The 18,202-nt window shown below is 55.0% G+C and carries 18 protein-coding genes and 1 riboswitch; of the genes, 12 read left to right on the top strand and 6 right to left on the bottom strand.

Going from position 1 to position 18,202, the window contains the following annotated elements:
• The first annotated feature begins 60 nt into the window (after positions 1 to 60).
• The 3 genes from AC6ROY_RS17725 to AC6ROY_RS17715 all read left to right on the top strand — a co-directional run bounded on the left by AC6ROY_RS17725 (position 61) and on the right by AC6ROY_RS17715 (position 3,058).
• The gene (locus AC6ROY_RS17725; RefSeq protein WP_500101906.1) at positions 61 to 1,290 is read left to right on the top strand and encodes a DUF2157 domain-containing protein; all 1,230 of its coding nucleotides are present in this window, start codon (positions 61 to 63) and stop codon (positions 1,288 to 1,290) included.
• Positions 1,283 to 1,846: a GDYXXLXY domain-containing protein gene (locus tag AC6ROY_RS17720; RefSeq protein ID WP_500101905.1), complete on the top strand. Its 564-nt coding sequence runs from the start codon at positions 1,283 to 1,285 to the stop codon at positions 1,844 to 1,846. The genes AC6ROY_RS17725 and AC6ROY_RS17720 overlap by 8 nt, the downstream gene beginning before the upstream one ends.
• Before the next feature lie 261 nt (positions 1,847 to 2,107).
• Complete coding sequence (locus AC6ROY_RS17715) at positions 2,108 to 3,058, top strand: lipoate--protein ligase family protein (protein WP_500101904.1); 951 nt, start codon at positions 2,108 to 2,110, stop codon at positions 3,056 to 3,058.
• On the opposite strand, the gene AC6ROY_RS17710 is transcribed toward AC6ROY_RS17715, so the two are convergent.
• Positions 3,041 to 3,766, bottom strand: coding sequence for an alpha/beta hydrolase (locus tag AC6ROY_RS17710; protein WP_500101903.1), 726 nt, complete (start codon positions 3,764 to 3,766; stop codon positions 3,041 to 3,043). The two genes, AC6ROY_RS17715 and AC6ROY_RS17710, sit on opposite strands and share 18 nt — an antisense overlap.
• Positions 3,767 to 4,013: 247 nt before the next feature.
• Here AC6ROY_RS17710 and pdhA point away from each other — a divergent pair, with 247 nt between their 5' ends.
• The 5 genes from pdhA to AC6ROY_RS17685 are packed head-to-tail and all read left to right on the top strand — an operon-like array spanning position 4,014 to position 9,531.
• Positions 4,014 to 5,084, top strand: a complete 1,071-nt coding sequence (gene pdhA / locus AC6ROY_RS17705; protein ID WP_500101902.1) for a pyruvate dehydrogenase (acetyl-transferring) E1 component subunit alpha — start codon at positions 4,014 to 4,016, stop codon at positions 5,082 to 5,084.
• A 25-nt stretch (positions 5,085 to 5,109) separates the two neighbouring features.
• The gene (locus AC6ROY_RS17700) at positions 5,110 to 6,090 is read left to right on the top strand and encodes an alpha-ketoacid dehydrogenase subunit beta (protein ID WP_500101901.1); all 981 of its coding nucleotides are present in this window, start codon (positions 5,110 to 5,112) and stop codon (positions 6,088 to 6,090) included.
• Positions 6,091 to 6,122: 32 nt separating this feature from the next.
• Complete coding sequence (locus tag AC6ROY_RS17695) at positions 6,123 to 7,535, top strand: dihydrolipoamide acetyltransferase family protein (RefSeq protein ID WP_500101900.1); 1,413 nt, start codon at positions 6,123 to 6,125, stop codon at positions 7,533 to 7,535.
• Between the two features lie 6 nt (positions 7,536 to 7,541).
• Positions 7,542 to 8,957 (top strand): dihydrolipoyl dehydrogenase, encoded by a 1,416-nt coding sequence (gene lpdA, locus AC6ROY_RS17690; RefSeq protein ID WP_500101899.1) that lies wholly within the window; start codon positions 7,542 to 7,544, stop codon positions 8,955 to 8,957.
• Positions 8,875 to 9,531: an Rpn family recombination-promoting nuclease/putative transposase gene (locus tag AC6ROY_RS17685; protein ID WP_500101898.1), complete on the top strand. Its 657-nt coding sequence runs from the start codon at positions 8,875 to 8,877 to the stop codon at positions 9,529 to 9,531. The genes lpdA and AC6ROY_RS17685 overlap by 83 nt, the downstream gene beginning before the upstream one ends.
• 103 nt (positions 9,532 to 9,634) lie before the next feature.
• Here the strand turns inward: AC6ROY_RS17685 and AC6ROY_RS17680 are convergent, their stop codons facing one another.
• Together AC6ROY_RS17680 and AC6ROY_RS17675 are read right to left on the bottom strand one after the other, a co-directional pair.
• Positions 9,635 to 11,143 carry an alpha-glucosidase/alpha-galactosidase gene (locus AC6ROY_RS17680; RefSeq protein ID WP_500101897.1) on the bottom strand — a complete coding sequence of 503 codons (1,509 nt, stop codon included), beginning with the start codon at positions 11,141 to 11,143 and terminating at the stop codon, positions 9,635 to 9,637.
• A gap of 114 nt (positions 11,144 to 11,257) precedes the next feature.
• The gene (locus AC6ROY_RS17675; protein WP_500101896.1) at positions 11,258 to 12,181 is read right to left on the bottom strand and encodes an AraC family transcriptional regulator; all 924 of its coding nucleotides are present in this window, start codon (positions 12,179 to 12,181) and stop codon (positions 11,258 to 11,260) included.
• A 194-nt stretch (positions 12,182 to 12,375) separates the two neighbouring features.
• Here AC6ROY_RS17675 and AC6ROY_RS17670 point away from each other — a divergent pair, with 194 nt between their 5' ends.
• From AC6ROY_RS17670 to AC6ROY_RS17660, 3 genes are all read left to right on the top strand, one after another.
• Positions 12,376 to 12,696: a hypothetical protein gene (locus AC6ROY_RS17670; RefSeq protein ID WP_500101895.1), complete on the top strand. Its 321-nt coding sequence runs from the start codon at positions 12,376 to 12,378 to the stop codon at positions 12,694 to 12,696.
• 99 nt (positions 12,697 to 12,795) lie between these two features.
• Positions 12,796 to 12,909: riboswitch (TPP riboswitch) on the top strand.
• A gap of 131 nt (positions 12,910 to 13,040) precedes the next feature.
• Complete coding sequence (gene thiM, locus AC6ROY_RS17665) at positions 13,041 to 13,856, top strand: hydroxyethylthiazole kinase (protein ID WP_500101894.1); 816 nt, start codon at positions 13,041 to 13,043, stop codon at positions 13,854 to 13,856.
• A 41-nt stretch (positions 13,857 to 13,897) separates the two neighbouring features.
• Positions 13,898 to 14,734 (top strand): GNAT family N-acetyltransferase, encoded by an 837-nt coding sequence (locus AC6ROY_RS17660; protein WP_500101893.1) that lies wholly within the window; start codon positions 13,898 to 13,900, stop codon positions 14,732 to 14,734.
• Between the two features lie 196 nt (positions 14,735 to 14,930).
• Here AC6ROY_RS17660 and AC6ROY_RS17655 read toward each other — a convergent pair whose 3' ends face one another.
• Positions 14,931 to 15,794 (bottom strand): SDR family oxidoreductase, encoded by an 864-nt coding sequence (locus AC6ROY_RS17655; RefSeq protein ID WP_500101892.1) that lies wholly within the window; start codon positions 15,792 to 15,794, stop codon positions 14,931 to 14,933.
• Positions 15,795 to 15,875: 81 nt separating this feature from the next.
• Complete coding sequence (locus tag AC6ROY_RS17650) at positions 15,876 to 16,238, bottom strand: DoxX family protein (protein ID WP_500101891.1); 363 nt, start codon at positions 16,236 to 16,238, stop codon at positions 15,876 to 15,878.
• 149 nt (positions 16,239 to 16,387) lie between these two features.
• Between AC6ROY_RS17650 and AC6ROY_RS17645 the strand changes: the two genes are divergently transcribed.
• A complete protein-coding gene (locus AC6ROY_RS17645; protein WP_500101890.1) occupies positions 16,388 to 16,741 on the top strand; it encodes a winged helix-turn-helix transcriptional regulator in 354 nt (117 codons plus the stop codon).
• A 92-nt stretch (positions 16,742 to 16,833) separates the two neighbouring features.
• On the opposite strand, the gene AC6ROY_RS17640 is transcribed toward AC6ROY_RS17645, so the two are convergent.
• Complete coding sequence (locus tag AC6ROY_RS17640; RefSeq protein WP_500101889.1) at positions 16,834 to 17,925, bottom strand: hypothetical protein; 1,092 nt, start codon at positions 17,923 to 17,925, stop codon at positions 16,834 to 16,836.
• Positions 17,926 to 18,202: the final 277 nt, after the last annotated feature.

Genomic DNA, 18,202 nt, shown 5'->3' with positions numbered 1-18,202 from the left:
GCTGGTATACTGAAAGTATCAGGACCTCCTAAGCGGGTTCAGGACAGAGGTGAATAAGCCATGAGCAACAAATGGGTCGAACGTGAAGCTCCGGCATGGGTAGAGAAAGGGATTATCACGCAGGAGCAGGCTGGCCGCATTCTGGATTTGTATGCCGATCGCAAGCAAGGCATGCCGATTCTCCCGCTGCTGGGCCGTATTTTGCTCGCCTTAGGGATATTAAGCTTTGTCGCTGCCAACTGGCAGGACATTCCGCAGCTGGCGCGGCTGTTATTAATCGTAGCGGTGATGTGCGGCTGCTACGCAGGCGGCGAAGCCTTGATCCGCCGCGGCGATGCGAGACTGGGCGTTGGGCTTGTCAGTCTTGGCGTCATCAGCTTCGGGGCTGGGATTATCCTGATCGGCCAGATGTTTCATCTGGTTGCCTACAACGCGGTTTCATTTATACTATGGGCCGGGGCAGGCATCGCGATGACGTATGTGTACCGCAGCCGCTATTTATATTTGATCGCGCTGCTGCTGGCGCATACGGCGCAGGTGTACAGCGTATCTTCGTTTGATACGTTCAGCTATACGGCTTTCGGACTGATGGCGGTCGGACTGGGCTACTATGCGTGGCACAGCCGCAGCTCGCTGTTAATCTGGAGCTTCGGTTTAAGCGTAACCTTCCATGCCTTGCTCTGGACATTATCCAGCGAGCTGCCGTTTATGTGGATGTTTATACCGGCGATGGCACTGTATGCGCTCGGTGATTGGCTGGGGGAGCGCCGCCTCGGATACGCGCTGCAGGCCGGCCCGCTTGCCGCCGCTTACGTATTCGGCGTATTTCTTGTATTATCCAGCGGAGAATGGTCGGAAACGATGCTGCGGGAGGAAATTCGCCCTGCAGGAGTCATGTACCTGGCGGCGCTGGCTGTGCTGTTTGTCTTGTCGGCAGCAGGTAAGCTGCGCGGCGGCAAGCTTTCCGGAATCGTGGAGTGGGTGCTGCTGATTCCGTTTGTGTATTTGTCCTCCGGCGTTGCGCTGCTGGTGCTGCTTGCTTTGTTTATGTTTTCGCTGTATGTGCTGTGGCGCGGATATGCGGAAAGCTGGCGGTTCAAAATTAATTTTGGGACGTTTTTGTTCATTTGCAGCACGCTGGTTGCTTATATCAAGCTGACGTGGGATTTCATGGACAAATCGCTGTTTTTTATTGTAGGCGGCGTACTGCTGATTGGATTGAGCTGGTTCCTGAATCGGAGAAATAAACGATTGCTGCAGGCAGCGGGGGAGGAAAACCGTCATGAATAATCGGGAAACCGGGAAAGCGGCTGGACTTCTGACGAAGCGGAGCCGCGGGAAGCTGGCCGCCGTGCTGATCGCCTTGCAGGTGCTTGTGCTGGCTGGCATCACCGTATCGTATTATGCCGTCAGCTGGTACGGACAAGATATCCGGGTCAAAACGGTTCCTGTTGATCCGCGGGATCTGCTGTACGGCGATTACGTGACGCTGAGCTACACGATTAGCGAGGTGTCGGCTTCCCAGTGGAAAGGCGCGGCAGTCGGGGCCAAGCAGGGGCAGGCGGTTTATGTGGTAGTTGCGCCAGGCGCTGACGGCAATTACGAGCCGGTCGGAGCTTATGCCGAGAAACCGGCGTTATTCGAGCAGCAGGTAGCGCTGAAGGGTCGAGTTGCGTATGACTGGCAGCCGGACAATTTCAACCCGCTTCGCGTCAAATACGGGATTGAGAAATATTACGTCCCAGAGAACACCGGCAAGGAGCTGGAGGATAAAGCTTCGCAGCTGGTCGTTCACCTGAAGGTTGCTCCTTGGGGCACGACAAAGATCGAAGGGCTGGAAGGGTAGCGGAGCGAGCCGGGAGCCAGGTCAATGGTATGGGATGATTGGGGCCGGGCCTAATCGTTCCCGGAGCACATTGGGTTTCGATGTATTCTTGATCGGAGTTGCTGCGGCAGCTCCTTTTTAGGTAAGATAGCGGTAGTCCAACGACCGCTTGTCAGCAGCCGGACTTCGCCTGATAGGGATGCGATGGCTTGCATCGTCTGATCGCATCGGCTTGCAGGCGGCGAGTGTGCTGAATGCGGGAGTCGAGAGGGGAAGCTAGTGTTGAATCAGGAGGATACCGTGCAGACAGACGGATTAGACGACCTGCTGCTGCTGGACCGGAGCTGTGATTTCAGCGAGCCGGACATTTTATACCCATTTGCGCTGGAGGAGCTGCTGTGCCGCTATGTCGGAGAGGGCGGTCCGCCGATGCTTCATATTTGGAGGCACCCGCGCGCTTTCGTGATGGGGCTGCGCGACAGCAGGCTGCCGCAGGCCCGAGCGGCCGGGCAGCGGCTGGAGCAGGACGGGTACAGCGTCGCGGTCCGTAATTCGGGAGGCGCCGCGGTGCCGCTTGATCTTGGCGTCGTAAATGTGTCTTTGATCGGGCGCAAGCCTGCGGGAGCGATTGATTTCCACGATGATTTCGAGCGGATGTATGCGCTGATTGCGCTGGCGCTGGAGCAAGCCGGACAAGGCGTGCGCAAAGGAGAAATTGCCGGCGCTTATTGTCCCGGTGATTTTGATCTCAGTATCGGAGGCCGCAAGTTTTGCGGAATTGCACAGCGCCGGCAGCAGCACGGCTATGTCGTGCAAGCCTTTATTGTCGCGGAAGGTCTGGGAGCCGAGAAAGCGGCGCTCGCCCGCCGCTTCTACGACCAGGCATCGGCAGGCACGCCGGGCGCCGCATATCCGCGCGTCAGCGAGGACAGCATGGCGAGCCTGAGCGAGCTGCTCGGTTCGGCTTTTGGAGGGGAGTCCGTTCAGCCGCAGGCGGGAACGGCGGGGTCGGAAGCTGCCGTTCCCGCTGCCTCGGCGCTTGACATACAAGCTGCCTCGGGCGGTCCGGCGCTAACCTTTATCGAAGCGGTCAAGCGCGTCGTACGCGACCGGCAGACAGCTGCCGGTCTGGCAGCAGCTTCGTCCAGGCTGTGGCTGCCGTCTCCGGCCGAGGTGCGGAGGATGGCGGATCAGATGCGGGAGCGCTACGGCTTTTCACAAAAACCGCTTTAGCATCAAGGGCAGCTCTTGCTGCCATAAGCCCCATACATGCTTGCCGGGCTTCTCTTCATAAACGACGTCGCAGCTCCTCTCCGTGAGGAGCTGTTTGCTGATTCGGTTTGCCTCAAGAAAGTTAAAGCTGCCCCGCTCTGTATCCACAGCCAGTTCATCAAGTCCGATGACCATCGACAGCTCCAGCCACGACAAATCGTCCTCAAGCCGCAGCCGCTCCTGGGTAGGCAGCAAAAAAGCGCCCGACAAGGATAGCACACGCGTAAATAGGCTAGGATAATCTAAGGCAAGATGCAGCGATACGGTGCCGCCAAGCGAGTCGCCGGCGAGCAGTCGCTCGTCGGGCTCGCGCCGCACAGGGTAATGGGCCTCCACGAAGGGCAGCAGCTCCCCGGCAAAAAATCGGCAGTAGGCGGAGAAGCGCTCACCGTCAGGCGAATATTCGCTTGTCCGTATACGTTTGTCCACATCAACGCCGACGATGATGGCGGGCTCCGCATTTTCATCATAAATCAGCCTGTTCATCGACGTCGCGATCCGCCCGAAGTTGAAAAAATCTTCGCCGTCCTGACAATAGACGACAGGATAAGACAGCAGCTCGTTGTAGCCTGGCGGCAAATAAATGCGCAGCGGCCGCGATTCGCCGAGGCTTGCAGAAGGGACAAGCTCCTTGACAATGGTCCGTTTGTAGTAAAGCTCCTGTTCCATAATAAGGGTTACCTCCGGATTGTATTATAATAGTTTTGTGAATTTTATGAATCTGTAATACTCATTTTTAGAAACTGTTATAGTTGATATTCAGCAACAAAAACGTATTTATCTAGATAGTTCTTGTGTTATTCCCGAAAACAGGTTTATAATACTACTATAACAGAAAGTTGTTTGTTGTTCATTGATTGTTCACAACAGCCTTGTATCTTTATTACCCAACTAACCGTAAGAGGTGACTTTTAAGATGAGTAAGCCGCATATTGTTGGCGCACAAGAAGTGAAGCCGCTAAGCGTTCTTTCGACAGACGGACAAATCGTCAATCCGGAGGAAATGCCGAATTTAACCGATGATCAATTACGCGAGCTGATGCGCCGCATGGTGTTCACGCGTACTTGGGACCAACGTGCTGTTAACCTGACGCGCCAAGGACGTCTTGGCTTCTATGCGCCGGTATCCGGTCAGGAAGCGACCATGATCGGCAGCGAGTTTGCTTTGAATAAAGATGATTTTATTTGCCCGGGCTACCGCGACATGCCGCAAATCGTGTGGCATGGTCTGCCGATGTACCAGGCGTTCCTGTATTCCCGCGGTCATCAGCATGGCGGACAAATTCCGGATGATGTGCATGTGCTTATGCCGCAAATCATCATCGGAGCGCAATACTTGCACGCGATGGGCGTTGCCATGGCCTTTAAGAAACGCGGAGAGAAACGTGTTGCGATTACGTATACCGGCGACGGGGGCTCCTCCGAGGGCGATTTCTACGAAGCGCTGAACTTTGCAGGCGCATTTAAGCTTGGCTCGATTTTCGTTGTGCAAAACAACGGCTATGCGATTACAACGCCATTCGAAAAGCAAACGGCCGCTTTGTCCGTAGCGCATAAAGCTGTTTCCGCGGGGATCGTTGGCGTACAAGTTGACGGCATGGACGTGCTGGCTGTCGTTAAGGCGGTACAGGATGCTGCTGAGCGCGGACGCAACGGCGAAGGCGCAACGCTGATTGAAGCTATCACCTACCGTTACCTGCCGCACTCGATGTCCGGCGACGACCCTTCGAAATATCGGACGAAGGAAGAAACGGCTGAATGGGAGCAAAAGGACCCGCTGAACCGTTTCCGCACCTATCTGGTAAGCAAAGGCCTCTGGACCGAGGAAGAAGAAGCCGCGATCGTAGAGGAAGCGAAAAACACGGTTGCCGAGCAGATCAAAAAGGCGGAAACCGTCGAGAAAATGACAGTGCCGGGCCTGATCGACAGCATGTTCGAAACGACCCCGCAGCATCTGGAAGAGCAAAAAGCGGACTACTTAGCGTAAGCGTAAAGGAGAGGAACATTCAGCCATGGCTCAAATGACAATGATTCAAGCGATAAAAGACGCAATGCGCGTCGAGCTGCAGCGCGACCCGAACGTCGTCATTTTCGGGGAAGACGTCGGTAAGGTAGGCGGCGTATTCCGGGCGACGGAAGGACTGCAAGGCGAATTTGGCGAAGAGCGCGTTTTTGATACGCCGCTGGCCGAGTCCGCAATTGGCGGTATGGCGGTCGGTATGGCTACGCAAGGCTTCCGTCCGATTATGGAAATTCAATTTATCGGCTTCATCTATGAAGCATTTGACCAAATCGCGGTACAGGCTGCGCGTCTCCGTTACCGCTCCGGCGGCCGCTACCAAGCGCCGATTACGATCCGTACGCCATTCGGCGGCGGCGTAAAGGCTGCTGAGCTGCACACCGATTCGCTCGAAGGCTTGATGGTGCAAACGCCGGGGATCAAGGTTGTTGTGCCTTCGAACCCGTACGATGCAAAAGGCTTGCTGATTTCGGCGATTCGCGACAATGATCCGGTATTTTTCATGGAGCATCTGAACTTGTACCGTTCGTTCCGCGCCGAAGTGCCAGAGGGCGAGTACACCGTGCCGATCGGCAAAGCAAACGTGGTTCGCGAAGGCTCGGATGCTACCATTATTACGTACGGCGCGATGGTTCATACGTCGCTGAAGGCTGCCGAGGAAATCGAAAAAACTCGCGGCGCGAAAGTCGAGGTTATCGACCTGCGTACGCTGATCCCGCTGGATATTGATACGATCGTCGAGTCGATCAAGAAAACGAATCGTGCGATTGTTGTGCAGGAAGCGCAAAAAACGTCGGGGATTGCCGCGGAAGTCATTGCGCAAATCAACGAAAAAGCGATTCTTCATCTTGAAGCGCCAGTTTTGCGCGTAACGCCGCCGGATACCGTGTATCCGTTCGCCCAGGTCGAGGATCAATGGCTGCCGAATCCGGCTCGCATCGTAGCCGGCTTGAACAAAGTGCTTGATTTTTAATTTGACGAAGCAACCAGGAGGGTGAGTTTTCGATGGCCATTTTTGAATACCGGTTTCCGGAGCTCGGCGAAGGCATCCACGAAGGCGAAATCGTCAAGTGGCATGTCAAGCCTGGCGATACTGTAAATGATGAAACGATCCTGATGGACGTTCAAAATGATAAATCGACGGTGGAGGTTCCTTCTCCGGTAGAAGGTAAAATCGTCGAGCTGAAGGTTAGCGAAGGTACGGTTTGCACGATCGGCGATGTGATCGCTGTGATAGATGTAGTTGGCGAGATTCCAGAGCAAGCGGGCGGCCATGGACATGGCGAGGCGGCAAGCTCGTCTGCAGCAGTGGAAAAGGACGCGGCTAAGGGCGGCGCTGACGTTCCGGCCAGCGGCGTTGAGCCGGTTGGCAGCGCGGTAGCGGCGAATGTTGCGGCTTCCAAGCTGGACACGCCGCTTGCAAACGGCGCAGCAGCGGGCGGAGCTTCCGCTCCGACTTCGTCGGCGGGCAGCGTATTGGCTACACCAAGCGTGCGCAAGCTGGCGCGTGACAAAGGTGTTAATATCGCGCAAGTAACGGCGACAGGGAAAAACGGACGTATTACGAAGGAAGACGTGCTTGGCTTCGCGGCAGGCGGCGGCGTTGCGGCTGCTCCGGCAGCAAGTGAGGACGCCGCAGCTGCGCCTGCGGAAACGGCTAAGGCAGCAGCATCCGCACCGGCGGCAGCTTCGGCTGCAGGCGCTGTCAGCGGCGAACGTATCGAAGAGCGCGTGCCGCTGAAGGGCATCCGCAAGGCGATTGCCAATGCGATGGTGAAGAGTGCTTATACGGCTCCACATGTAACGCTGATGGACGAGGTTGACGTAACCCGTCTGGTCGCTCTGCGCGAAAAAGCGAAGCCGGTTGCCGAGAAGAAGGGCGTCAAGCTGACGTACCTGCCTTTCATCGTCAAAGCGCTGGTTGCTGCCGCTCGTCAATTCCCGGCGATGAACGCGATGATCGACGAAGAAAAGCAGGAAATCGTCTACAAGAAATACTACAACATCGGGATCGCGACCGATACCGACAATGGCCTGATCGTGCCGGTTATTCAGGACGCGGACCGCAAAAACATCTGGACGATCGCTTCAGCCATCAAGGAACTGGCAGCACGCGGACGCGACGGCAAGCTTAGCGGCTCGGAGCTGCGCGGCTCGACGCTGACGATTACAAACATCGGTTCCGCTGGCGGTATGTTCTTTACGCCGATCATCAATTTCCCGGAAGTGGCGATCCTTGGAACAGGCCGCATCTCCGAGAAGCCGGTTGTTAAAAACGGTGAAATTGTAATTGCTCCGGTCATGGCATTGTCGCTCAGCTTCGACCATCGCATTATTGATGGCGCTACAGCTCAACACTTTATGAACTACATCAAACAACTGCTCTCTGATCCAGAGCTGCTTGTCATGGAGGTGTAATCCGCTATGGTAGTAGGTGACGCATCTGTAGAGATTGACGTATTGGTCATTGGCGCAGGCCCCGGCGGTTATGTTGCGGCGATTCGCGCTGCGCAGCTTGGCAAAAGCGTGCTAGTCGTGGACAAGGAAGAGGTTGGCGGCGTCTGCTTGAACCGCGGCTGCATTCCGTCCAAGGCGCTGATTTCGGCGGCCCATCAGTATGAGCTGGTAAGCCATTCCGAAGCGATCGGCATTACGGCTGACAACGTTCAGCTTGATTTCAGCAAGGTGCAGGCGTGGAAGGACGGCATCATCAAGAAGCAAACGGGCGGCGTCCAAATGCTGCTCAAAGGCAATAAAATTCAGTATTTCAATGGGGAAGCGCTGTTCATAAATGAGCATGAAGCGCGTCTCTTCAACGATAACGAAACGGCTCGCTACAAGTTCAATCATTGCATTATTGCAACAGGCTCCCGTCCGATCGAACTGAAAGCATTCCCTTACGGCGGCCGCATCTTGTCTTCGACCGAAGCTTTGTCGCTGCAGGAAGTGCCTAAGAGCCTGATCGTGATCGGCGGCGGCTACATCGGTATCGAGCTGGGTCAGACGTATGCGAAGCTTGGCTCGAAAGTAACGGTGCTGGAAGGCTCGGATTTCATCCTCCCGGGCTTCGAGAAAGAGCTGACCAAGCTGGTTGAGCGCAATCTCAAAAAGCTGAACGTCGAGATCGTAACGGAAGCGCTGGCGCAGTCTTGCGAAAAGACTGCCGACAACGTCACTGTAACGTATACGGTGAAAGGCGAAGAGAAGCAAGTAACCGCCGATTACGTGCTTGTTACGGTTGGCCGTCGTCCGAATACGGATGGCGAGCTGTCGCTCGAGCTGGCTGGCGTTGAGCTTGGCGAGCGCGGGCTGATCAAGGTTAACGAGCAGTGCCAGACGAATGTACCGCATATTTATGCAATTGGCGATATCGTCGCAGGTCCGGCGCTTGCGCATAAAGCTTCTTACGAAGCGAAAGTGGCTGCTGAAGCAATTGCCGGCTTGCCGAGCGTCGTTGATTACAAGGTCATTCCGGCTGTCGTGTTTGCTGATCCGGAAATTGCCGGCGTTGGCTTGAGCGAGGCGGAGGCAAAGGCGAAAGGAATCAATGTCGTGATCGGAAAATTCCCTTACGCTGCCAATGGACGCGCACAATCCATGAACGCAACCGAAGGCTTTGTGAAGCTTGTCGGCGACAAGGATAGCGGCCTGCTCGTCGGCGGATTTGTTGTCGGAGCGGAAGCTTCCAACCTGATTTCCGAGCTGACGCTTGCAATTGAAATGGGCGCAACGCTTGAGGATATCGCACTGACGATTCATGCTCACCCTACATTGGGCGAAATTACGATGGACGCTGCCGAAGGCGCGCTGGGTCATCCGATTCACCAATTGGGCAAATAAGCAATCAAGGCAATACCCTCGAAAACCCGCCGTCAGGCGGGTTTTTTGGCGTGGTGAAGCGTTGGTTCAGCCGGCAGAAACTGGTCGTATTTTTCTTAACTATGGTATACTTAATAGAAAAAAAGACCAGGAGCCTGATTTTCTATTGACCGAAGCTATGGAGTTGCATTTTATAGAATATCCCAAATTTAAAGCGGCCCCCAAGGACTTAGCTAATCCGCTGCATCGCTGGTTATTATTTCTTGATGAGAAGCTGCCTGAAGCCCAATTGGAGGAGTTGATCAGCATGGACCCCGATATTCGGAAGACGGAAGCAAGGCTGGAGTGGCTGAGCGGAGACGAGGAGACGCTGCGGTTGTATGAAGCGCGCGAGCATGCGCTGATTGAATTTAACAGCTTGATGGCTGAGGGCAGAGAAGCGGGGAGAGAAGAGGGTAGACTAGAGGGAAGACTAGAGGGTCAGGCGGAAATTGTACGCAAGCTGCATGCCAAGGGTCTGGACCGCGCCGCAATTCGTGAGCTGACAGAGCTGTCGGAAGACGAGCTGGACCGTCTGGCGGCCTACGACAATTAAGTGTCAAGCCTGTTCAAGCAAGGCTGCTTCTTGGAAAGCGTGCCTTTGCTTGAACAGGCTTGATGATCATGTCTATGTCAGGCCGATCAGGTAGGACTAGCGCCTATTGAGCTGCCTTGGCCCGGTCTTTGCCTTTATCGGACTCGCCTGCATTTTCATTGGCTGCAGATCGGTCTTTTTGCATGTCGGCCACTGATTTTACAGGCAGGCGGGCGGCGCCCTGGTAGCCTTCACGTGTGGCTATCCGCGGCTGTGTGGCCAGCCTTTGCTTGGCTGCTGTGATGGCTTCGGCATATTGCGGCAGCCAAGGCTCGCCAGCCACAAGCATTTCATCGACCATTTGCCAAATTTCCTTCGGATTGCAGACAGCGCCGACGAGCGGGTCCATCATAAATGCTTGACGCAGCAGGTTGATATCGCCATGTACAGCTGCTTCAACAGCCAGTCGCTGGACTGAAATGCTGACGTTGCAGACGGCAGCCGGGCCTAGCGGCAGATCGCCGACGGTTGGCATCGAAACCCCGTTATAATCGACATACCCTGGCGCTTCGATGATGGCATCGGCGGGCAGATTGGAAATGATTCCTTTATTCTCCACATTAAAATGTCCGCGGTATACACGTCCTGTTTCCAGCGCTTCGATGATGTACGAGCCATGCTCGTGACCGCGTTTCTCCGGCACAAACTCCATCGCAGGGTCCTTCATCCAGTTCGGAAAGTCCGTTTCAAACCAATTGCGTCCTTCGGTACACACGCGCAGGTAGCCGCCCGTCTCTCCGTTAATCCATTTGCTCAAGTCAATCCAGTCGTTGATTTCCTCCGGACGCTTGCGGTACCAGGGCACATATTCGCTCAAATGACCATTCGATTCGGTGCTATAGTATCCGAAGCGGCGCAGCATATCAATCCGCACCTTTTCGGTTCGGGCAAAATCCTCATGACGCTCGAATGCCTCCAGCAGTCCTTCAGTTAAATCCTTGCCTTTGTGCCGAATCTGGATATACCAGGTTTGGTGGTTAATGCCAGCGCAGATGATATCGATTTCTTGTTGCTCCAGGCCAAATACGTCCGCAATTTGCTTGTGCCCGTGCTGGACGCCATGGCAGAGACCGATCGTACGCACGCCGCCGTATTTGTTGCAGGCCCACGTCATCATCGCCATTGGATTGGCATAATTCAACAATAGGGCATCCGGCGCGGCCACTTCGCGAATGTCACGGCAAATGTCCAGCATCACGGAAATGCCGCGTTGCCCGTACATAATACCGCCTGCGCAGAGGGTATCGCCTACGCATTGATCGACGCCGTACTTCAAGGGAATGTCCACATCATGGGCGAAAGCTTCCAGCCCGCCTACACGAATCGTACACAAAATGTATTTCGCGCCGCGCAGAGCTTCCCGACGGTCGGTTGTCGCGTGGATGGGCACTGATAACCCATTTTCCGCGATATCCCGGCGGCAGAGCTGAGCGACCATATCGAGATTGTGCTCATTGATGTCTGTAAATGCAACTTCAATATTTTTAAATTCCGGCACGGTCAGCAGATCCCGCAAAATGCCCCGTGTAAATCCGATACTGCCTGCCCCGATAAAAGCAACCTTAAATGACATATCAAAATCCTCCATTTTCCTGGAACTGAGTCGATTTGGCTGTTCACAAGCTGATTGTAGCAGGGCGGCGGCAGCTCAGGTTACTAAGATCGTGACCAGCGTGGAGCGGTACTGTCAAAAATCCTCACTTGGTTCCTGGCGATACGCTTCGGCGCGGATGGATTTACGAAACTCGGTCGGAGTCAGGCCGGTCTGTTTTTTGAATAAAGAATGAAAATATTGCCGACTTCCCACACCGACATAATCAGCTACGTCCAAAATGGGAATGTCGGTACGCAGCAGCATTTTTGCTTTTTCCATCCGCAGCTTGGTTAGGTAGCCCATCGGCGATTGGCTGGTGTGCGCCCGGAAAATCCGGTGCAAATAACCCGGATGCAGGTTGACGGCGGCGGCGATGTCCTTGACTTGTATGTCCCGGTCATAGTTATGATGGATGTATTCGGTGGCCTGCCGGACATAATAATCGGCTTGCGGGTGCAGACTATCCTCCGTGCTGCGGTGCAGCCGCGCGATTCGGATCAGCAGCTCCGCGATCTGCAGGCGGATCAGCAGCTTGCTGCTTTTCGGACCTCCATCCAGCTCCAGCACCAACCCCTTCAAGAGATGATACATGTCATCGGGGTCACGCAGCACCAGATGGGTTTTAGCCGTGTGCAGCAGACCGCGCAGCAGCTCATCCTGGGCCGCAAGCACCCGAATCGAAGGGAAAAGGTCTCCGGGCTGGCAGCGGTTAAACCGGATTTCGACGTTCAGCATCCGGCAGGATGTGCCGGCTTCGATCATCAACCGATGCAAGATGCAGGCATTTAGCATAATAAATTCGCCTTTTTTGAGCGAAACGGCTTCAATGCCGTCTCCGCTCTGCAGATCGACCCGGCAGTGGCCGGAAATGATATACATAATTTCGGTATCGGGATGCCGGTGAAAGGGCATCTCGAATCCATCCCATTGCTTGAAATAGTAAGCGGATACATGCGGATGAAAATCATCCTGAAGCGGGTCGGCATGAAATAAAGCTGAATGCTGCAAGACCGTCACTCCCATCTGCGGTGGAGTTGTAGAGGTTCTCCCTAATGATGCAAAATATCGGGATAAAGCACAAGTCGTCTTCGAAAAATAGGCTTGGCAATTTTCGGTGAAATGGTAGAATGAGAGGAGAAGCTACGCGCGTGATTTAGCATCGGGCTTTTAGTTACCTGTTGCTTGTTTTGATGATCCATAGGAGGCAGCCGATGTCTGATTCATTAAATCGTATCGAAGCGTTACTTTCCACCCTTGTCCATGATTTTGCAGGCTTAAAGCAGGATGTCGCAGAGCTGAAGCAGGATGTCTCAACGTTAAAGCAGGACGTCGCCGGATTGAAGCAGGAAATGTCCGAGGTCAGGCAGCAGCTGGACCGCATTGAAGCCAACCAGAACGAAGATGTCATTGGCATGCTGGAGCTTGTTCATGTCAAGCTGGAAAGCTGCGCAACGAAGGAAGAAGTGGCTGCTCTGGCCAGACTGCAGGGCGAAGATCGCCTCAAGCTGGAAATGCTTAGAAAAGCCCAATAAAGGACAGCTGCAGCGTACCTTCGCCTCGCAGATTTGCCAGAAGCCTAAAAAAATGCTGCCTTGACCGGACTTGTCGCAATCGCTATTATTAAAGGAAATGAATAGAACCATGGGAGTCCGGGGGAAATCGGGCTGAGAGTACGGCTGAAGCTGCCGTTAACCATTTGAACCTGTTGGATCATGCCAGCGTAGGGAGAGTGCGGGAAACACACTTTGCTTAGGGCGGAGTGTGTTTTTTTTCAAGCTGCGACCAGGCGCGAAGTCAGGTGTCCGAATAGGACTTTCACCGGATGACACATGGACAACCACATGGCTACTGCCTAAATTCAAGGGGGACTACCAGAATGGAAATCGAAGCAAGAATCGACATGCTGCAACGGGTAAGGGCGCAAAGACCGCTCGTCCACAATATTACGAATGTCGTAGTCACAAACTTTACGGCTAACGGGCTGCTGGCGCTTGGCGCTTCGCCGGTGATGGCTTATGCGCATGAAGAGGTGGCTGATATGGCCAAAATTGCGGGGGCGCTGGTTGTCAATATCGGGACGCTGGATCAAAGCATCGTCGAGTCGATTCTGATTGCCGGACGTTCGGCCAACGCGCATGGCGTCCCGGTTATTTTCGATCCGGTCGGCGCGGGAGCGACTGCGTACCGGACTGAGGTATCGCGCCGTATTTTGCAGAAAATCAAAGTTTCCATACTTCGCGGCAATGCGGCGGAAATTGCCAATGTGCTTGGCGAGCAGGTGCAGATCAAGGGCGTTGATGCCGGCGAGGCGGCTGGCGATCAGGCAGCCGGGCTGGCGCGAAAGGCGGCACGCCAACTGGGTGCTGTTGTTGTTGTCACCGGTGCGGATGATTATGTAAGTGATGGAAGCGTGACGTACCGGATCAGCAACGGCACGCCGCTGCTGACAGCCGTGACGGGTACGGGGTGCCTGCTGACGAGTATAATCGGCGCTTTTGCCGCGGTCGAGCGTGACCTGGTTGCCGCGGCGACGACTGCGCTTGCCTTCTACGGTGTAGCCGCTGAGCTTGCAGTCGAAATTTCCGGCAGCAGCCATCCGGGTACGTTCCAGACGGAGCTGTTGAACCGGCTGCACACGACGACGGGCGAGGATTTGGCGAACCGTGCAAGGATCAAGCTGATGGAAGAATAGGAACGCGGATGGAACGTACTAGAAAGCCAGTGGGGAATCGAATGGAACAGCCGGACAATGGAGCTGAGCTGACGCGAAGCGATACGGAAATGATGGAAACGAAGCAACCTGAACGGCTGCATCCCTTTTTGGCCGAGCTGGTCCAGGTGGAGGAGCTTGCAGCCAACGCTTGGCCTGCCTTCACGCAGCAGTTGTATGGAGGCTGGAGGCTGCGTGCTACGTATGGCACGACCAGACGGGCGAACAGTGTCCACTCGATTGGACCGCTGCCGGCTTGCGCAGATTGGCTTGCGGACCTCGAAGACTTTTACCGGCGGCGCGGCTTGCCGGTCTGCTTTTATGTCAGCGACGCTTCGCCTGCCGGTTTGGATGCACTGCTGGCGGAGGCGGGGTATGTACGGGAGATGCCCTGCTTGCTGATGACAGGTGAGGCGGACGCCGTTGTTCGCTCTGTCGTGCTTGACAGCCGGTTTGATTACGAGTTCGCCGACGAAGCTGACGAGCAGTGGCTGGCCGATTTTTTGCGGCTGGAAGGGTTTGGCGAAGAGCGGCTGCCTGCGTATCGTCATATTTTTTCGGCGATTGGTCCGGTCAAGGCGTTTGTCCGCGTTATGAACGAAGGAGAAACAGCGGCGCTGGCGACGGTCGTCAGCGAACGCGGGTACACCGGCGTCAGCAATGTCATCGTAGCCGCCCGGCACCGCCGGAAAGGCATGGCGGGACAACTGCTCCGCAAGCTGGCGGACTGGTCGCTGCAGCAGGGAGCGCAGCGGCTGTACTTGCAGGTATTGCAGGACAATGCGCCTGCGAGGAGCCTGTACAGCAAGCTGGGGTTTACGGCGCTAGGCCGACATCACTACCGCAGCAAGCAGTTGTAGGCATGCCCTTGCAAGAAGGAGCGTGCGACTGCGTTCCAAAGGCGGGCTTTCTTGACTCTGTTTTCATAAACATGAAAATTAAGGGTGTTACGCAGTAGCCTGAGCTATTACGTAACACCCTTGATTTTTATCTACTGTGTTCTGCTAGCTAAGAAGCCGGCAAGCTGCTTGCCTGGGAGCGTTAGAATGACTGCTATTACTGGGAAAATCCATTCACGATTTGAGCGATGGCTTCCTGGACCGGAGTGACGGGGCGTCCCAGCAATGTCTCCAGATCATCGCTTGGGATATCCAGCTCGCCGTCACGTATGCCGCCCTGGATGGCAACCAGCAGAGCAATGACAGGCTCAGGCAGTCCTGCTCCTCTCAACATGCCGCCGTATGCTTCCTCATCCAGATGTACAACCTGAATATCGCGCTGGACCGCTTGGGCAAAGCTTGCTGCCAGCTCTTCTTGAGTGATGAGCGGACCGGACAATTCATAGATTTTATTTTCGTGCCCTGGCCCGGCAAGCACAGCTGCGGCTGCTTCGGCATAATCGCGGCGAGCAGCCCACCCGGCCCGGCCTGTGCCCGAGGCGATGCTCCATGGCGCACCGTTCAGTACAGCCTGGAAGGTTGCGATTTCATTTTCCAAGTACCAGTTGTTGCGAAGAATGGAATACGGAATCCCTGAATGCCGGATCGCCTGTTCCGTCTCGCGATGATCCGGGGCAAGCGCCAGCTTGCTTTCCGCTGCGTTTGGCGCGCTGGTGTACGCAATGAAGCCCACGTTCGCTTGCTGGGCCGCACGAACAGCGTCAGCTTGCTGTTTTCTACGATTGGGCATATCATCTGTTGAGATGATCAACAGTCGGTCAATTCCGCTGAACGCCGAAACCATGGACTCATACTCATTAAAATTCGCGTAACGCACATCAATGCCTTTTGCGCTCAGCTGCTCGGCCTTTTTCGGATCGCGTACACTGACCGCAATTTGTTCCGGCGCTACTTTTTTCAACAACGCTTCAACGACCAGCGACCCCAGATGTCCTGTTGCTCCAGTGACCAGTAATTTCATAGGAAATCCCTCCGTTTGAATATGAATGGATAGGTTGATCCTGCACATACGTAAGCGGCCAGTGCTGCGGCAGCAAATCGTCTAGGCTTTCATGACCTTCCTTTTCCCCAAAAACACAATCAAGCTTAACAGGAGCAGCACTAGAGGCATAGCGGCAACGCCAAACCCTTGTCCGGCTTTCAGATGCGTAAATACAGCTCCGGCCATCACAAGCGCCAAGGCTCCGCTGCTGGCCAGCACCAGCTTAGGGTTCCAGAAGCCTACTACTAATAACACCGCAGCAAGCACCTCAATCGCGCCAACTACATACATGAAGCCAGTGCCGTACCCGTAGATTTCATTAAATGCTTGAACCTGCATCGGATTTCCGCTTAACTTCATAAAGCCAAACAGGAGGAAGCCGACTCCCAGCAAGCCTTGCAAAATGCGAACAGCCCATTTCATGATGATGCATGTCCTCCTTGAAGTTTTGTTAGTTACAGAGTTATAATAACCGCAAGGAGCATTTACCGGAAGTAGGCACTTCAATTAAACCTGGTATACAAAAGGATACCTTGCGAAGCTCAAGCAACAATTCCACAGGAGTGGTTCAAATGGCTGAAAACTGTAAAGTTGAAACTGCGTTAGGAATCCTGATTGGAAAATGGAAGCCTGTCATCATGTTTCATTTGTTTTCGAGGGGGACGTTGAGATTCAGCGAGCTGCAGAAGGCAATCCCAGGCATCACGAAAAAGATGCTGACAGCGCAATTAAGGGAATTGGAATACCATGGAATTGTGTATCGTCAAATTTATCCGCAAATTCCCCCCAAGGTTGAATATTCCATTACGGCATACGGAATGAAAATTGCTCCGCTCCTGCAGGCGATGAATGAATGGGGCCTGGCGCATGTGCAGCATTTGCATGAGCTGTATGGGGAAGAACAAGCCGTTGAAGCACGTGACTAGCTCGAAAATCGGGCAAAAAGGATCGCAGGCTCCACCTGAAACGGCGGCTGCTGCGATCCTTTTTGATTTAACCTTCAGTCAGCACTCCCCACTTATCTGGTTACTTGCGGGCTCAGCCAAACGGCAGGGCCTTTTTTGCGTACAGCGGTTTTTCTGGCTGTTCGCTTCGGCGGCTTGAGGGTGTGTACCGAGGCGGAGGAGCCTGCTTTGGCCGGTCGGCCAGTCGGGGTCAAGAGCTGCTCGCCTCTCGCAGTAGCTGAACGCGTCCGGCGGTCAACGAGGGACCGCTCCTCGGCCGGTCGTGTCGGCTTGAGCCTGCCTGGGAAGCCTGGTCGCGCAGGCAGGACGCGATTGGCGTGGACGGCTTGAACTCCGGACTGGCTGCGCTCGCCGCCAGACAGCCCGGAGCTGGAGTGATTCGTGACTGCGCCGGAGGAGCCTGAGCCTGGGGCAGAGCTAGAGCCCGAGCCTGAGCCTGAGCCTGAGCTGCCATAGCTAGAGCCAGAGCGATGGCTCAGCTGTTCCGGTTGGTCGACCGCTGTCGGATACGACGGTACTACCGGGAGGTCAGTGGCTGCCGCTGCTGCAGAAGAGCTGAGCGTTAATGTTTTTGTTTTTTGATGATAGGCGAGCATCATGCGCGTACCTGGCACAAGTCCAAGCTTCTTGCAGAGCGGAGCGGTCAATTTAAGCTCATTGCTGATTTCGTTCGCAGGCACGCGGAGCTGCGCCTTCACGCTGCCCGCGCTTGTGCTGAGGGTCAGCACGGGCCGGGTCGTCCGGGGTATGCCAAGAGCGGCTGCGAGAGCCGCGCCGATCGTAATCCGATTTCCTTGGCTCCGATCGGTTTTCAGTACCCTGTGACTGCGGCTAACAAGCAGACGTGTCAGCGTCAGCGTATCCTGCATAGCGTTGTAGTCCATCAAGTACCGGTTCTGGTCCCGCAAGCCGAGCTGCTTGGCGGAAGCCGGATCAATCGCCAGGTACGGAAAGGCGCATTCGTCGCTGTCCCCCTTGAGCAGGCGGGTTGTGTGCGTATGGCTGCCGTTTTTGAGCGTGATGGACGCGTCGTTGGGCAGATCGCTCAAGCCATGGGCGATACTGCTATAGCATTCCAGCACAAGCGTGACGGTTCCGCTTGCCTGATGAGGGGTGATGACGATATCGACGACATCTCTTCCCATAGACGATCCGTTCCTTTCTGTCTTCAGAGTTTCACAGACAACATGCCGCTGAATGGCAGTCGCTCATCCTTAGACGGCCTCGATCAAGGTTTTTTACAAGATCGGCTTCGGTCAAAGGTTTTCTTGCACGTATATCAGTGTATGTCATCGGCCTTCACGGCGTCTGTACAGCTGTCCCGCCTTGCACAGGTTGGGCCTGCGTCTGCACGCCGGCTCTCGTGGAAGCGCCGGGGGCGGGCACTGACGGCTGATTTCTTCGTCAAATCGAGACAAGCTG

It is taken from the genome of Paenibacillus sp. sg306046, assembly GCF_059821225.1.
This window is presented reverse-complemented; position numbering and strand designations above follow the sequence as displayed.

Excerpts from the sequence above, each read along its gene's own strand:
- AC6ROY_RS17725 (WP_500101906.1), top strand. The coding sequence starts at position 61 with ATGAGCAACAAATGGGTCGAACGTGAAGCTCCGGCATGGGTAGAGAAA.
- AC6ROY_RS17720 (WP_500101905.1), top strand. The coding sequence starts at position 1,283 with ATGAATAATCGGGAAACCGGGAAAGCGGCTGGACTTCTGACGAAGCGG.
- AC6ROY_RS17710 (WP_500101903.1), bottom strand. The coding sequence starts at position 3,766 with ATGGAACAGGAGCTTTACTACAAACGGACCATTGTCAAGGAGCTTGTC.
- pdhA (WP_500101902.1), top strand. The coding sequence starts at position 4,014 with ATGAGTAAGCCGCATATTGTTGGCGCACAAGAAGTGAAGCCGCTAAGC.
- AC6ROY_RS17700 (WP_500101901.1), top strand. The coding sequence starts at position 5,110 with ATGGCTCAAATGACAATGATTCAAGCGATAAAAGACGCAATGCGCGTC.
- AC6ROY_RS17695 (WP_500101900.1), top strand. The coding sequence starts at position 6,123 with ATGGCCATTTTTGAATACCGGTTTCCGGAGCTCGGCGAAGGCATCCAC.
- lpdA (WP_500101899.1), top strand. The coding sequence starts at position 7,542 with ATGGTAGTAGGTGACGCATCTGTAGAGATTGACGTATTGGTCATTGGC.
- AC6ROY_RS17685 (WP_500101898.1), top strand. The coding sequence starts at position 8,875 with ATGCTCACCCTACATTGGGCGAAATTACGATGGACGCTGCCGAAGGCG.
- AC6ROY_RS17680 (WP_500101897.1), bottom strand. The coding sequence starts at position 11,143 with ATGTCATTTAAGGTTGCTTTTATCGGGGCAGGCAGTATCGGATTTACA.
- AC6ROY_RS17670 (WP_500101895.1), top strand. The coding sequence starts at position 12,376 with ATGTCTGATTCATTAAATCGTATCGAAGCGTTACTTTCCACCCTTGTC.
- thiM (WP_500101894.1), top strand. The coding sequence starts at position 13,041 with ATGGAAATCGAAGCAAGAATCGACATGCTGCAACGGGTAAGGGCGCAA.
- AC6ROY_RS17660 (WP_500101893.1), top strand. The coding sequence starts at position 13,898 with ATGGAACAGCCGGACAATGGAGCTGAGCTGACGCGAAGCGATACGGAA.
- AC6ROY_RS17655 (WP_500101892.1), bottom strand. The coding sequence starts at position 15,794 with ATGAAATTACTGGTCACTGGAGCAACAGGACATCTGGGGTCGCTGGTC.
- AC6ROY_RS17650 (WP_500101891.1), bottom strand. The coding sequence starts at position 16,238 with ATGAAATGGGCTGTTCGCATTTTGCAAGGCTTGCTGGGAGTCGGCTTC.
- AC6ROY_RS17645 (WP_500101890.1), top strand. The coding sequence starts at position 16,388 with ATGGCTGAAAACTGTAAAGTTGAAACTGCGTTAGGAATCCTGATTGGA.
- AC6ROY_RS17640 (WP_500101889.1), bottom strand. The coding sequence starts at position 17,925 with ATGGGAAGAGATGTCGTCGATATCGTCATCACCCCTCATCAGGCAAGC.